Annotated in this window: 12 protein-coding genes and 3 pseudogenes; 13 read left to right on the forward strand and 2 right to left on the reverse strand. The window is 38.0% G+C overall.

The window, feature by feature from the left end:
• Positions 1-164 precede the first annotated feature (164 nt).
• The 6 genes from KHA94_RS07085 to KHA94_RS26240 all read left to right on the forward strand — a co-directional run bounded on the left by KHA94_RS07085 (position 165) and on the right by KHA94_RS26240 (position 5717).
• Positions 165-1847, forward strand: a complete 1683-nt coding sequence (locus KHA94_RS07085) for a M14 family metallopeptidase (protein ID WP_249365391.1) — start codon at positions 165-167, stop codon at positions 1845-1847.
• A 190-nt stretch (positions 1848-2037) separates the two neighbouring features.
• Positions 2038-2571: a sigma-70 family RNA polymerase sigma factor gene (locus tag KHA94_RS07090; RefSeq protein WP_213101464.1), complete on the forward strand. Its 534-nt coding sequence runs from the start codon at positions 2038-2040 to the stop codon at positions 2569-2571.
• Positions 2564-3586, forward strand: coding sequence for a DUF4179 domain-containing protein (locus KHA94_RS07095; protein WP_213101465.1), 1023 nt, complete (start codon positions 2564-2566; stop codon positions 3584-3586). The genes KHA94_RS07090 and KHA94_RS07095 overlap by 8 nt, the downstream gene beginning before the upstream one ends.
• Before the next feature lie 323 nt (positions 3587-3909).
• On the forward strand, positions 3910-4104 hold the full coding sequence (locus tag KHA94_RS07100) for a hypothetical protein (RefSeq protein ID WP_213101466.1): 195 nt from the start codon (positions 3910-3912) through the stop codon (positions 4102-4104).
• Between the two features lie 241 nt (positions 4105-4345).
• Positions 4346-5302, forward strand: coding sequence for a peptide-methionine (S)-S-oxide reductase MsrA (gene msrA, locus KHA94_RS07105; RefSeq protein ID WP_213101467.1), 957 nt, complete (start codon positions 4346-4348; stop codon positions 5300-5302).
• A 280-nt stretch (positions 5303-5582) separates the two neighbouring features.
• The gene (locus KHA94_RS26240; protein ID WP_275950868.1) at positions 5583-5717 is read left to right on the forward strand and encodes a hypothetical protein; all 135 of its coding nucleotides are present in this window, start codon (positions 5583-5585) and stop codon (positions 5715-5717) included.
• A gap of 65 nt (positions 5718-5782) precedes the next feature.
• Here the strand turns inward: KHA94_RS26240 and KHA94_RS07110 are convergent, their stop codons facing one another.
• Positions 5783-6385, reverse strand: coding sequence for a TetR/AcrR family transcriptional regulator (locus KHA94_RS07110; RefSeq protein ID WP_213101468.1), 603 nt, complete (start codon positions 6383-6385; stop codon positions 5783-5785).
• A gap of 437 nt (positions 6386-6822) precedes the next feature.
• On the opposite strand from KHA94_RS07110, the gene KHA94_RS07115 reads away from it, so the two are divergent.
• From KHA94_RS07115 to KHA94_RS07125, 3 genes are all read left to right on the forward strand, one after another.
• Positions 6823-8397: an AMP-binding protein gene (locus KHA94_RS07115; RefSeq protein ID WP_213101469.1), complete on the forward strand. Its 1575-nt coding sequence runs from the start codon at positions 6823-6825 to the stop codon at positions 8395-8397.
• A 62-nt stretch (positions 8398-8459) separates the two neighbouring features.
• A complete protein-coding gene (locus KHA94_RS07120; protein WP_213101470.1) occupies positions 8460-9767 on the forward strand; it encodes an MFS transporter in 1308 nt (435 codons plus the stop codon).
• 119 nt (positions 9768-9886) lie between these two features.
• The gene (locus KHA94_RS07125) at positions 9887-10189 is read left to right on the forward strand and encodes an SRPBCC family protein (RefSeq protein ID WP_213101471.1); all 303 of its coding nucleotides are present in this window, start codon (positions 9887-9889) and stop codon (positions 10187-10189) included.
• 83 nt (positions 10190-10272) lie between these two features.
• Here the strand turns inward: KHA94_RS07125 and KHA94_RS26620 are convergent.
• Positions 10273-10584 (reverse strand): annotated as a pseudogene (locus KHA94_RS26620) (DeoR/GlpR family DNA-binding transcription regulator); the annotation flags it as partial.
• A 395-nt stretch (positions 10585-10979) separates the two neighbouring features.
• On the opposite strand from KHA94_RS26620, the pseudogene KHA94_RS26625 reads away from it, so the two are divergent.
• From KHA94_RS26625 to KHA94_RS07155, 4 genes and pseudogenes are all read left to right on the forward strand, one after another.
• A pseudogene (locus KHA94_RS26625) lies at positions 10980-11506 on the forward strand (IS1634 family transposase); the annotation flags it as partial.
• 469 nt (positions 11507-11975) lie between these two features.
• Positions 11976-12413, forward strand: coding sequence for a hypothetical protein (locus tag KHA94_RS07145; RefSeq protein WP_249365392.1), 438 nt, complete (start codon positions 11976-11978; stop codon positions 12411-12413).
• A 329-nt stretch (positions 12414-12742) separates the two neighbouring features.
• Positions 12743-13697: pseudogene (locus KHA94_RS26630) on the forward strand (IS1634 family transposase); the annotation flags it as partial.
• A 692-nt stretch (positions 13698-14389) separates the two neighbouring features.
• Positions 14390-15562: a ParM/StbA family protein gene (locus KHA94_RS07155; RefSeq protein ID WP_213101474.1), complete on the forward strand. Its 1173-nt coding sequence runs from the start codon at positions 14390-14392 to the stop codon at positions 15560-15562.
• Positions 15563-15564: the final 2 nt, after the last annotated feature.

The raw sequence follows: 15564 nt of genomic DNA on the forward strand, positions 1-15564 counted from the left end.
ACTTCTTAAAGCCTAGTGCAATACTCTTGCTTATCTCATGGAAATGCTAAAAACATAGGGAGAAATATCGGTTTTTCATTCATTCCAATTCTATTTATTAAAATTAATTAAAAATTGTGTTAATTTAGAATAATAAAATAATTATTTGAATAGGAGGCCATTTGATGAAAAAAATGATCCGTGTTTCTTCACTTGCTACTGTACTTATTTTTACAACTGTTTTGCCTTTTTCAGGGAATGAGTTTCATAAAAGTGTATTTGCAGAACAAGTTGATCTTGAATTTACACCTTATTATGGGACAGGCCCAAGCTATGTCCAACCAGACAACATAGCCCACCTTTTTCCAAAGCCTAATATAAAATTCAGCACTCCTGGATTTGAAAAGGGAAAAAACCCGTTTACAAGTCAGGAAGAGATGATGTCCTTCTTAAAAAAACTATCAAACAAAAACAAGCATGTGTATCTTGAGACCATTGGTAAATCCTTAGAGGGGCGAGATATACCCTTACTAATATTCACAAAGGATAATCCAAAGAAAGTAAAGGAAAATAAGAAAAAGCCGCTCATTTGGATTCAAGGACAAATTCATGGAAATGAACCAGCTGCAGGAGAGTCCAATCTTGTCGTGGCACAGCTATTAGCGGAAGGGAAGCTTGGCGATGTTCTTGATAAGGTAAATGTTGTTATTGTTCCACGAATTAATCCAGATGGCTCTTATTATTTTAAACGTTTTATTGCGACTGATCTCGATGCTAACCGGGACTATATGAAGGTGGAATATCCTGAAGTACAGGCTGTAAATAAAGCCATTAACGAGTATCAGCCTGAGGTTGTATTAGACACACATGAATACACAGTTAACTCAAGCCTGTTAATGGATTATGGGGAAAAAGGGTCAATCTCTTCCTATGACGTTCTCATTTCATCTGCTCAAAACCTGAATATTCCAGAACAGCTTCGGAAGACATCAGATAATCTTCTTCTTCCTGATGTCAATAAAGAACTAGATAAAGCAAAGCTTACTCACTATGATTACTACACTCTTAGCAAAAATGATAAAGGAAAACTTGTTGCCACTGAAGGAATCACAGAATCGCGTACTGGCCGAAATGCTCTTGGCTTAAAAAATACACTAACCTACTTAGTCGAAACCCGGGGCATTAATATCGGACGTGCAGACTTTGAACGCCGCGTTTATGCCCAAATGATCGCTCAAACGAATTTCATTATATCAACGGCGGCAAATGCAGAAAAGGTAAAAAAGATCGTTAGTGATGCTCGCAATGAAGTGGTTGAAAAAGGAAAGCGTATTAATGACAATGATAAAATTGTGATAAAGAGCGAATACAAACTGATCCAAGACCAAACTTTAGATGTCGTTGATCTTGCAAAAGGAGAGCGGAACGCCATCACGATTGACTGGATGGATTCTACAGAAGCCTATGCAACACTAGTACGTGAACGTCCGACTGCCTACATTATGCCGCCAGCCTATCATGACATCGCGCGCAAACTTGAAATCATCGGTGTAAAGGTCCAGAAGCTTGATAAACCAATGATCCTTCCAATTGAAAGCTATAAAGTGACAGATAATAAAGTTTCAACAACGCTGGAGAACGGACACTATACGAAACAGGTGACAACAGAAGTCGCTACGAAAAACAAACATTTCCCTAAAGGTAGCTATGTTTACTCAATGGACCAGCCAAATGCAAACTTTATTGCATTAGCTCTAGAACCAGAGTCCGTTGATAGCTATGTCACCTTTAACTTCATCCCTGTTCAAAAAGGCGATGAGATCCCTGTCTACCGTTATATGCAGGAAGAGAAGCTTCCTAAGAAATAAGTCAAGGTCCAATAAGGAAGGGTTCAAACACTCTATTTGTTTGAACCTATTTTTATTTCTAGTAAGGTTTTGCATAAGTAGCAACTTGATATCCCCTTTTTTCTCAGTATTAAATACAACTGAATTAATTTCTTGCAACGATTTTATGTTCCCATTCGACTTTATTGTGAAAAGGAGGGGAAAAACAAGAATGGACATTGCAAATTTAGTAACAAAGGCGAAAAAGGGAAATGACGAAGCATTTGAACAGCTTATAAGCTCCGTTCGCCATAAATTATATCGAACTGCATACTCATATGTAAAAAATGAACAAGATGCTCTTGATATTTATCAAGAAACTATTTATAAAGCATTTACGACGCTGAAAACATTAAAAAAACCGGAAGCATTTCAAGGGTGGATTACGAAGATTCTTATCTATAAAGCAATTGACTTTATTCGAAAAGAGTCAAAGCATTTTCCGACAGATAAGGAAGAGTTATTTGCACAATTAATGACGGAAGAAAATATTGATACTATCACCTATTCATTGGATTTAGCAGAAGCCTTTAATCATTTGTCTCCTACATATAAGGCCATCATTTTGTTGAGATATTATCATGATTTATCAATAAGAGAAATTGCTGACATCATGAATTATCCAGAAGGCACGGTGAAGTCTCATTTAAACAGAGCGAAAAAAGAGCTGAGACCTATATTGAAGGAGGGCTATATTTATGAATAAAGATAAGGTTCATCATTATATGAATGACATTGAGGTTCCTGTTCAGCAGTTAGTGGCTAGAGAAAAAGCCGCTATTTTTCAAGCTAAGAAAAAACAAAAGGCAGGAAAAGCGGCGAGATATTCGCTTCTTGTAGCATGTGGATTATGTGTATCCATACTTGGCTTTGGCTTTGTATCAACAGGGATGGCTACTGCCTTAGCAAAAGTACCGATCATTGGCCCGATTTATGAGCAATTTCGCGATATTTCTTCTGATAAGTTACAGAGCGACAAATTAGCAACAGTCATTGAAAAACAGGATAGCCAAAATGGTTTAACCATGACAGTGAAGGAAGCGGTTTACGATGGTGGACGATTAATAGTAACAGTAGCTTATACAGGAGAGAGAGCATTGTCTCTTGAGGAAACAAAGATAGGCTACAATGAAGTCTTAATAAACGGGAAACAATCAGAAGTGGCGATTGGATCGACGATTCAGGGTCCAATAGACGAAAATACGCTTATCGAGTACCACCAGTTTACTCTATCAAAGTTTAATGAGTTTGGTGACAATATTGATGTTACAGTACAAGGTAAAGATTTATTTGGATATTCTGGTGAGTGGAAGGTGGATTTCCCACTGGAAAAAGTTCAAGGAGAAATTCAAGAATTTCACCCTTATGTAAAGGCAAGTACATCTGATCATATTTATTCTCAAGCAGTTGAAAAAATTACGTTTTCACCGCTGTCAACGAGAATTGATTTGACTTCAGATTACCCGGAAGAAATGGATGAGAACGATACATGGCCATGGTTTGAATACATGATAAAAGATGACAAAGGAAAGGTATATGAAGGCCTTGATCAGCAAATAGGGATGGCTGGTAAAAACGGTAGAAAAGTCGTCTTGGCTTTACCCCCAATGGAGAGGATACCGAAATCATTCACAATCCTACCTATCGTTACAGATGAGAAAGGAAATAAGGAGGAAATGAAAGAATTAGAGCTAGTTGTCCAATTGGATATGAAGGAATAGGAATTCAAAATTTAGTTCATATAAAGTGAAACTTCAATCAGTGGGGGGTTCCTTCATCCCCCACTGATTGTTAGTTGCGGACCACAGGAAGTGGGTCACGCAGACGTTGCCACACGATGTGGCGCTTTTTGTCTGTGTTCATTTTACGGGCTTTTACGGGCAGTTGTCCCCCACCTATCTTCCACGCTTCTCTTTCAATCTTGAAGTGGGGGTCTTACAGCCCGTTAATCTGCGATAAACTTTTGATACTACGTCTTGACGAATAATGTCTGCTCCTTTGGAAAATCTATATATGTACTTTTGAAAAAAAGGAGTGTAATGACATGCTAAAGAATCGCAAAGAAAATACAGAACAGGATCAGCAGCAAGTAATTGCAGCACAAAATCAAACAGGGCAATTTGATAAAACGGATACAGAGTTTTCATTAGAAGAAAGTGTACAAGGGGCGGTAGCGAAGAGCCAAGCATTCCAAGCAGAAAACCAGCAGCCAACATACGAGCCAAATAAACCAATTTAAACAAAATGCGATAAGAATCCCGTCCTATTCAGAATTTAGGGACGGGATTCTTTATTGGCTAATTGGAAAGTTTAAGTATTTTGATAAAATTTCTGGTAAGGAGATCGCATAAGAAAACTAAGGTATTCGCTAAAGGACCTGGCGATCGCCAAGTTTTTCTAATGTTTTTAAAATGGTTATAATGGAAATAAGTGAAATGTTTAAGATGAAGGCTCAGAAAAAGTGAAAGGGGTAGGAAATAATGTCTGATCAATATGAGTTGGCAACATTTGCGGGTGGCTGTTTTTGGTGCATGGTGGCGCCGTTTGATGAACAGCCAGGAATTAAAGAGGTCATCTCGGGCTATACAGGAGGCCATACGGAAAATCCGACCTATGAAGAGGTATGCTCAGATACAACAGGGCATTATGAAGGGGTTCAAATTACATTCGATCCAAGCGTTTTTCCTTATAAAAAACTACTTGAGCTTTTTTGGCAGCAGATTGACCCAACAGATCCGGAAGGACAGTTCAATGATCGTGGGCAATCTTATAAAACCGCTATTTTTTACCATAATGAAGTGCAAAGGGAATTAGCAGATGCTTCGAAGCTTGAGCTTGCGGCAAGCGGCCGTTTTCAAAAGCCAATTGTAACGGAAATTCTCCCTGCAGGGCCTTTTTATCGGGCAGAGGAAAGACATCAGCATTATTATAAAAAGAACTCGTTTCACTATAATCTTTATAAAGAGGGTTCCGGACGAGCGGGGTTTATCCGTGAGAACTGGTCAAATCGCAAAAATGATGAGCAATTGCGCAAGGAACTGACGCCAATTCAATTTGAGGTGACAAGAAGAAATGGTACTGAGCCTCCATTCCATAATGAGTATTGGAACCATACGGAAGATGGGATCTATGTCGACATCATTACTGGTGAGCCACTGTTTAGTTCAAAAGATAAATATGATGCTGGCTGTGGCTGGCCTAGCTTTACGAAACCATTACGTCGAACCGAAATGGAAGAAAAACTTGATACCTCACACGGAATGCGGCGGATTGAAGTACGAGCAAAATCATCCAACTCCCACCTTGGCCATGTATTCGATGACGGACCTGGCCCCGATCATTCAAGATATTGCATTAATTCAGCCGCACTTCGGTTTATTCCTAAGAATAAGCTCGAAGAAGAGGGATACGGACAGTTTGTAAGTCTGTTTAATTGAGGAAGACAATCCTCATTCTTCGTTGAAAAAATAGTTGTAGCCCCTCTGTTCTTAAAAGAATAGGGGCTACTTTTTTCTGTTATTCATGTTAATTTTGCGACAAAACAATGATCTTACGTAGCTGAATCCGAATGCCACAGGACGTGGCATGTATGAGCGCGATAAGTTATCATGAACGAAACTAGCTCCTCACTCGTAACAACGTAGGTTAATTTGGTTAAACTGTTTACTGGAAAAACCCAACCAAAAAAGAGCTATATTACGAAAGGAGCTAATTATTATGAAGGATACCATAAAATACGTTGGTTTAGACGTGTCAAAAGAAAAAATTGCAGTATCAATTGCAGAGGAAGGTCGAGCATTTAGCATGCCTCCGGATCTATTGCAAAAAGTAGAAGAACTAGTAGAGAAGTAATGTTTTTGTTTCCTCTAGGTCTATACTTCATAAAAAAAACATATCATCAGACAATTGTTTCTCTGTTAAATCTCCTTCTGAATTCCTTCTAAGATTGCTTGGATGAATTTTTCTCCCTCTAGTACAAGATCGAAGTGATCAAATAATTGCCAATCATATAATGTTCCCCGCATGCAGCGCGTTATTACCATAGTTAATTCACCGGGAGACCGGTCTTCTTTTATCTCCCCTGCAATCTGTCCTTCCTCCACTATTTTGTAAACAAGCTTATAAAGCTGTCTTTCCATATTCGAGAAGTAATCTGATTTATTAGGAATTAATGCACTGACATAAACAGTTCTGAGCAGGTCCTTTCCTAAACTGTCACGTAAATAAACCATTTGTGATTTAACCAGCAGAGAAATTTTCCCATATGATTTCATTTCTTTTGGCAGGGTTTCCATAAAGTCAGCATAAAATTCATCAATTTCTTTGAACTTTTCTAGGAAAATATCATATTTTGAGTTGAAGTGAACATAGAAAGCACCTTTAGAAGTTTCACTTTTTGCAGTTATTTCATCTACGGTGACATGATCAAACCCCTTCTCACCGAATAATGCCAATGCTGTATCAAGGATCCTTTTCTTAGTTTCCTGGGCTTTTAATTGTCTTTGTGTTAAACCTGGCATTTCGATTCTCCTTTTAAATTACTCTGTTTATTATATCAGAATTAAATAAATTTTCTAAAAATTAATTGACTCGCATATCACATTGGACTAAAATAAATTTCAAAGACTACAGTCAAAAACCGTGGTCTTTGAAATTTATTTTAAACTTAGAATAAAAAAATGTAAACGCTTTAATTCCAAAAGGTTGTTTTCACAAAGTTGTTGCTTTCAGGCGATTAGCCAAGTTTAACCACTGAGTTGGTTGGAGCGGAAGGCGCGAGACCCCTACGTTTGTAGCGTAACCAAGGGAGACCCTGCAGACGCAGAGCGTTGAGGAGGCTCCCGGCAGCCCCGCGGAAAGCGAGTACCAGCAGCGGAAATCAACGGGTTAAATTTATTAGCTAGAACAACAATCTATAAGAAAAGAGCCTTTTAAAAAGAAAAAGGAGGCATACTGTTTGGAAATTGTCGGTAATAAAACCTTGCGTGAATTGTTAAGCGAAAAAGTCGAAATGTATCCGGATAAGACCTTTATCCTCTTCGAAGATCGTAAACAAAAAGTACATGAATTAACCTACCGCCAGTTTGCAGATCAAGTGAAACGTTTAAGTCAGTCTTTCCTCAAGCTTGGAGTAACAAAAGGAAAGCATGTTACCCTGCACCTGCCTAACAGTATTGAATTTATGACCTCATGGTTTGCTCTTGCAAATATTGGTGCAATCATGGTTCCGACCAATATCTTATCAACATCAGATGAAATGGAATATGTGATAGGCCATTCTGATTCAGTATTATTGATTACTGAAGAGGAGTATTTGGCAAAATTTAATAAAATTCGTGACAGACTCCCTAACCTTCAGGAAATTCTTCTTGCCAGATACGAAGGGGAGGAATACAAGCATCAAAGTTTGAAGCATTTGAAAGAAGGTGCAGAAGCTTTAGTCCCTGATGTTCCTTTAAATGCTGGAGATGTGGCTGCTATGCTTTATACTTCTGGCACAACCTCCAAGCCAAAAGGCGTGCAAGTGACTCATGCGAACTATCTGTTTGCAGGAGAGGTGATGTCTAAGTCCATTCGTTTAGCCCCTGAGGACAGACAATTAATCGTGCTGCCGCTATTCCATGGAAATGCCCAGTATTACTCTGCAATGTCGGCGTTAACAGTGGGGGCGAGTATGGCGATTACAGAAAAATTCAGTGCATCCCGCTACTTCAAACAGGCAATCAATCTCGGTGCAACAGTAGGATCGCTCTTTGCTGCACCAATTAGGATGATCCTAGCACAGAAATACGATCCTGCTGACAGTAAAAATTCGATGAGGGTCATTTGGTATGCCCAAAGTGTTGCGGAGGATCAAGTTGAAATATTCGAGAGCCAATATGGTGTTCCGCTGCTTCAAATGTATGGAATGACAGAAACAATTGGTGTTCCATTAATGAACCCAATTGATGGAGTCCGGAAAAATATGAGTATTGGCAAGCCGACTCTTGGCTATGAAGTAAAAATAACGGATGAGGATGGGCATGAAGTCCCTGAAGGGCAGGTTGGCCAAATTACAGTTAAAGGAGTACCCGGCCGGACATTGATGAAAGATTACTTTAAAAATCCTTCAGCAACAGCAGAAGCATTAAGAGAGGGCTGGCTTTATACCGGCGACAATGCAAGGATCGGAGAAGACGGTTATTTTTATTTTGTCGATCGAATAAAGGATATGATCAAGCGTGCAGGGGAAAATGTAGCAGCCAATGAAGTGGAGAGTGTCCTGGCTGATCATCCGGCTGTTTATGAATCTGCTGTTATTGGGGTACCGGACGACATCCGCGATGAGGCCATTATTGCCTATGTTATTGTAAAGGATGGTTTTGAAGTAACGTGCGAAGAATTATTATCCTACTGCGGTGAACGGCTGGCGAAATTCAAAGTTCCAGACTCCATTCATTTTGTGGAAGACTTTCCGCGTACATCCGTTGGTAAAATCCAAAAAAATATGATAAGAAAACAGCATTTGGAGCAATGTAATCGTATTTCATAGAAAAATAGCTTTGTGTATGCTTTTAAGATAATAAAAGATACTTTAAAAAGGGAGTAGGTTCTATGAAAAAAAGCCGCATACTGATGGCCAGTCTTGTTGGTTCTGTCATTGAATGGTATGACTTTTATCTATATGGGACGGCAACAGGTCTAGTATTTTCATATCTTTTTTTTCCTAATCATGATCCTGCCATTTCTTTGCTGATTGCCTTTGCAACATTTGGAGCTGGTTATGCAGCAAGACCAATCGGAAGTATCATTTTCGGCCACATGGGCGATAAAATCGGACGGAAGGCCGCGCTAATGCTCACTCTGATCGGGATGGGAGGAAGCTCTTTTCTCATTGGTCTACTGCCTACATATGCCCAAATTGGGTTGTTTGCACCTATTCTGCTGGTTTTGCTTAGACTCATACAAGGCATTTCCCTTGGAGGTGAATGGGGAGGAGCTGTTTTGCTGGCCACTGAATATGCGCCAAAAGGAGTTCGGGGGCTCTACGGTTCCATTCCCCAATTAGGTGTTCCATTAGGGCTTGTGGCAGGATCCTTCAGTTTAACATTAATCAGTTCCTTAACGACCGATGAACAGTTTTTGGCATGGGGCTGGAGAATACCGTTCCTTCTGAGTATTGTGCTGGTTGCCCTGGCATTATGGATCCGAAATGGCATCGATGAAACACCGGCTTTTCAGCAGCAAAAAGAAAGCGGCGATCTTGCAAAAGTCCCATTCTTTGAAACATTTCGTTCTAATTGGAAAACGGTCCTTCAAGTTATTGGCCTAAAGCTTGGAGACGGATTTTTTAATGTATTCCTCATGTCCTTTGTTCTTGTATTTTCTACCATGTATTTAGGCTATTCAAGGGATATAGCCTTAACTGCTTTGACAATTGGCTGTGCGACGATGATTATTACCATTCCTGTGGTAGGCTACCTATCCGATTTTATTGGAAGAAAAACAATCTATACAGCTGGGTTAATTCTTATGTTTCTATTGGCGATTCCTTATTTCACCATGGTTGGTGAGAGTCCGGCATGGCTTTACTTCTTCCAGGCCGCCATGTTAGGGGTCATCTGGGCAGCTATTTTTTCCACACAAGGAACATTATTCTCAGAACTATTCCCTGCTAAAGTCCGTTACACTGGATTATCCGTCGGCTATCAAATTGCAGCTGCGATTGTTGGCTTCGGGCCAATGCTCTGGACATCCATGGCTGAAGCGTATGGTCCATCCCCTTGGGTTTTTGGAGGATTCATGATGGCAGGGGTAACTATTTCTCTTATTTTGATCTTATTTACAAATGATACAAGAAAAGTCTCCAGTTATCAGGATAGTGATGAAAGCGTGGAAACGGATAAATCTCTTTCTATTTAATAAAATGACTTTTATAGAAAATTATTTTATATGAGGAAGATGTATGGTTGGTGTAAAATCTATCTAGATTTGATTATTTTCCAATAAATTTATATTTCGTCCCAGGAAACAAAATAGGAATGAATACAAAAGGATGCAAGATAACGAGATTTGTTGCGGAAAAAGAACTGCAGTTCACGTGGAAGGGACCTGACCAATTCACTGACATCATGAATCATGAAAATGAATTAACGAAAGTAACGATACATTTTGAAACAATTAACGAAGACTCGACGAAAGTGATCGTGGAGCATTCAGGGTTTAAGGATGATGAGAGATGGTTAGAAGCATTTAATTGGCATCAAATGGCCTGGTCAGGTGTTCTAGGCAGCCTGAAGTCTGCACTAGAAAAAGGTGAGGGGAATTTGTGCTGCCAGCCTTAATTGGAAATAATTTAATTGTAGCTGCCTATCTTTCATTGCATTCATTGAATTTTGAACAGTGCTAGATAAGGCAGTTATCCATTTCAAAATGAACGATAAATATAATTCTTTTCGTTTAAAGCTACAATTATATTTACTCCTTGTGCTTTAATCATATCAAGATTTTCTTGCGTTGTTTCTTCGTCAGTAATGATTAAGTCTAATTTCTTGATTGGGTACATGCCTGAAAACATATCATGACCAATTTTAAAATGCTCGATGTGAGCGATGATTTTCCTCGAGTTGTCAAATATAGTTCTGTGAAAAACGGAAACCTCTGGTGAAGCTGTACTTAATCCTTTTGAAGATAATGCTCCAGCCGTTGCAAAACAAAGATCAAAAGAAAACGGGTGAGCGAATTCAGTATCATTTTCGCGCGTTTACAAAAACGTTTACATGTACACGAAAAGTAAACAAGTTGTACACGTATTCGTTTACGTGTATACAAAAACGTTTACTTCTTTTTATATCAGCATGTGTACAGAATTGTCATGTGTGTATACGGATTGTTTACAGATTAACAGTTTGATTTTATTTCGGCTGGTATTATTGAAGAATGTATTCAGCACCTTTAACCTTGATATCCTAATTTTGCAGTGCTTATTATAATTAGATAACTCGAAGCCGTTGATACTATTATTGGCTTCGAGTATTTTTATTTTATTTTTATGTAAAAATTTATGTAGTTTAACAAGGTAATATGGTAAGGTATTAGTTTTTCGTAGCTTTTGATATTGTGAGGAAAGATTGTATGTTTCTTCGGAAAATGAAAAATAAAAAAACGGGACGAACATATTTATCTATTAGTTACCGTGATAAGGCAACCAAAAAAACCAGAGGAAAAACAACTGAATCTCTTGGCTACCTTGATGAAATGGAAAAACAATACGATAATCCAATTGCTTTTTTTTAAGAAAAAGTCAAACAAATGAATGCACAACAGGATACGGATCGTTCTCCGATTACTTTTACCATAGACAAAGCGGAACGCATTCAGACAGATACTATAAACCGTAAAAATTTGGGTTATGCGGCGCTGAGCAAAATCTATCACGAACTTGGCCTTCATACCTTTTTGAATAACAGGCAGCACCATACCAAAAATGATCACGATACCAACAGCATTATGAAACTGTTTGTGTTTGCACGTTTGCTTTATCCCGCATTCAAAAAGAAAACATATGACAACAAAGGTCTATTCTTTGAGAAAACAGATTTCTCATTAGATGTCTCTATGGCTGTCTATCTTTTTTTAATAAGCATAATGTAGTTTTGAAATAAAGTTCGATAATTTATAATAAAGATTGATAATTTATAAAAAAGTTTGATCAAAAATCCTGTATTCCAGGATTTTCTCTTGTTCAGCAAACGGGCCAGTTTCTTTAAGAAGGACATTAGAATAAGATTTTCGCATAAATTGATAAAAAAGGAAATTAGGAGGTACAATGGACTTTTTTCTAAAAATAATAGCGTATATAATTTTTATTCTTGGTTCACTGTATTTCTTCTTTGGTGGAAGTTACTCTGCCGAAAAAACAAGAGGAAAACATTTTGAAATCATATTGATAATAAGCATTTTAATATTAAGTTACTATTTCTGGTTTCCACATTAAAATGATTTAACTTATTCCAGAATCGGGCGCAATTCTGCAGCAAGAATTACGCTCTTTCTTTATGTTAAGGGCAATATTGTTGCATAAACATACGGTAGCATAAGCATACCTATAATAAAGGGAGGTATGTTAAATTGAAAAAGGTTATTATAAGTATGCTATTCATAGTTTGTCTTGGTTTTAGTGAGCTTTTTATTATTAGCAATAACTTAGAGAACACAGTTGTGCTTGCCAATTCCAAGGGCGAAAAGCCACCTAAGGACGTTTGTATAGAAGAATACAGAAAAAAGTGGGAAGAATTTGATAGGAAGGTGTTAAAGGATATAGTTAAAGGCTTTAACCTTGATTTATCAGGGTACCAAGAAATTATATATGATGATTTGATGTTGAAAGTAGGTGAAAATCTTAATGACCATTCTGACAAGCTTTCATTACAGTCTTTATTTGTCGGTACCAGTAGTGGCACAAGGCGATTATTCTTAAAGAATGGCTTGGAAGGAACAGAAGGTTATTTTCTTTATAAAAGAACCGACGGAAGCAATGTCATAAAAAAAGTTACACAAGATGGGTGAAGTCTGGGTTGTTATGAAAGTAGATGAAAAGAAGGCAAAAAGGTTTAAAATAAAACGATTCGATTGGAGCAAATGCTCTGAACGTTAATATCCCCAAGACAATTAATAGACATAGCTTAATGCTTGTCGCACTGACGGAAACCATACCTAAATAACGTCTTCCACAATCGGGCGCGATTGTGGAAGACATAGATAGGAAATGATCAAACTTTTTTATAAAAGAATGAACCAACTGAAAATATTAAGAGCGTGTTTTGATCAATCTTTTTTTCAAAACACGCTCTTTTCTATGATCGTTTATCAAGGTTGTTAGTATCAATTTGATCAAACTTTATTTTAAAGCAACACATAAGGATGCACTTCAACTATGAATTCAAGAACGAATAACGGAACAACAAGGTCGTAACACAAGTCTCGTCTACTATGATGTGACGAATTATTATTTTGAAATTGATGAACAGGATGAATTAAAAAGAAAAGGGGTTTCTAAAGAACACCGCACCAACCCAATCGTGCAGATAGGATTATTCATGGATACGGATGGCATTCCCGTTACGTATGGGCTTTATTCTGGAAATACGCTTGATAAACAAACCCTGATCCCGATGCTTGGAAACATACAGCGCAACTTTTCACTTAGTAAAATAATTGTTATCGCAGATAAAGGCATGACTACAGGAGACAACATCTGGTATAGGCTTTCTGCCAAAACGGCTATATCTTAAGCTATTCAATCCGAGGAGCCAACAAGAAGTTCAAAGATTATGTCCTTGACCAGAACGGTTACCATTCCATCGGGGAGGATTTCAAAATTAAATCGAGACTCTATCCAAGAGAGATTACGCTTACCACAAAAAGTGGAAAAAAGATCAAAAAGACAGTGGATGAAAAACAGGTCATCTAATCAGACGAACGAATTGTAGAACTATACAGAGGACTGTGGAAAATTGAAGAATCTTTCAAGGTAATGAAAAGTGATTTAGAAAGCCGACCAGTCTATCTTTCAAGACAAGAACACATCGAAGCTCATTTCCTTACCTGCTTTATCTCGCTTGTCATCGCATGATTATTAGAGCACCGATTGAAGGGAAAGCATTCAGTTACCGCCGTGCTCGATATCCTCAGAAAGGCTTCCTGCATCCATATACAGGAAAATTATTATCTGTTTGATCATTATGATGAAGTACTGGCCGATATCGAGAAGGAATTAAGAATCGATTTGGGGAAAAAATGCTTGTCATTAGGAGAAATTAAAATATTTTAGGGGCGGTCAAAAAAGGGTGATTTACACTACAACTTTATGACAAACAAAAACAGCCTTGAACCTAGCATTCATACGGGTTCAAGGCTGTTTTTTATTCACTTTAACTGCAAAAGTCAGGAAAACTGGTGTGCGAATTCAGCAGCATTTTCGTATGTTTACAAAAACGCTTACGTGTACACAAAAAGTAAACAAGTTGTGTACATATTCGTTTACGTGTGTACAAACACGTTTACTTCTTTATGTATCAATATGTGTACAAATTTGTCATTAATGCATACGAATTGTTTACAAAACGACTGAAAGTTTACAAGTTGTTTACAGATTTACAGTTTGATTTTATTTCGGCTGGTATTATTGAAGAATGTATTCAGCACCTTTAATCTTGATATAGAAACACACAACATACATAACTATTAATAAGGCTGTTGTGTTACTTCTTAGTGTTGAAAATGCTATTTTGTTGTTGATTTTCGCTACAGGCGCGAGCTCCTCGGAAATGCATTCGCATTTCCTTCGTGCGGTGATTATTCGGTGAAGATTATTCAATGTCCTGCGGGAGAAGCGAGTCAAAGGGAGACCCCGCAGGAGCGCTCTTCGACGAGGAGGCTTTCGGACCGCCCGCTACGCTTTAGTGCCTGCAGCGGAAATCAACAGGAAGTTTAAAATAGCCATTAATAAAAATAAGTTATTGATCGAGGAGAAGGATGTATTTATGACAAAATCCAGAATTGCAGCTATTGATGTAGGAAATGACTCAGTTAAGTCTATTTTTGGGGAATTAGATTACGAATTAAATATTCCTAACATTGTCGCAAGGGATACAGAAGATCGTCCCGTAATCGGAATTGAAGAGCTAGATAGTAAAAATCCACTAGATGGTATTCATATCAAGGTGCACTCACCAGCATTGAAAGAGAATAACGTGGTATATCGAATCGGTATGCTAGCTGCAAAAAGCAATAATGCTGCAGAGCTTGATCCAGGCAGCAGTAAGTCTGAGGAAGATCAGACATTAGTTATGCTCTTTGCCACATTGGCATTAGATGCGGTAAGGGAGGAAAATAAGGACATCTTCCAACGGACGAAAAATGTGATTGATGCCAACTATACACTAGGAACTGGACTTCCTCTTCGTGAAGTAAAGGAAGGCAAGGACGCGGGATATCGTTCGAAATTAATGGGCTCCGTCCATCAGGTTGAATTTCTAGTTACACCAAAGTACCAAGGACTTAAAGTGAATATAAAATTTGGCGAAGTAAAGGTGTACCCTGAAGGCTTTGCGGCCTATATTAACCTTGTGATGGACAATCAACTCAAGATTATTAATAAAGATTTTATTGATAAAAGGATTATCATTCAAGATATTGGAGGCTTATCAACGGATATCGCGGTCATTAAGAATCGAAATGTCGATGATGATAAGGCACAAGGGTTTAATCTCGGAGTATCGGAATCATTGGAATCGATAAGAGAAGAAATCAGATCCAAGCATGGTGTTGAATTAGATAGCCGCAGAGATGTTGTTGAAATTATTACGAAAAAAAATGACCGTAATCATATTATGGTTAAAGGCAGTCGGACAAGCGTTCATGATATTACAGATCGAATCCTTCTTGATTTAGCAAAAAAACAATATCGGTTGCTGCGAAATGTATGGCAGAAAAACTCCCAAACTGAAATCTGCTATTTTGTAGGCGGAGGAGCTGCTGTTCTAAAAGAATATATTAAAACATTAAATAATAATTTAGATGGCTATAATATTGATTTTTTTGAAGATGAAAAAGAAAGTATTTGGATGATGGCCAATGCTTATTATAAGTTAATTACCGATTTTGTAAGGAAAACAGAGAAGCCGAAAGCGGTCAAAGAGCCTGTTAAGAGCTAAGG

It is taken from the genome of Cytobacillus citreus (assembly GCF_018343665.1).
Classification (GTDB): Bacteria; Bacillota; Bacilli; order Bacillales; family Cytobacillaceae; genus Cytobacillus; species Cytobacillus citreus.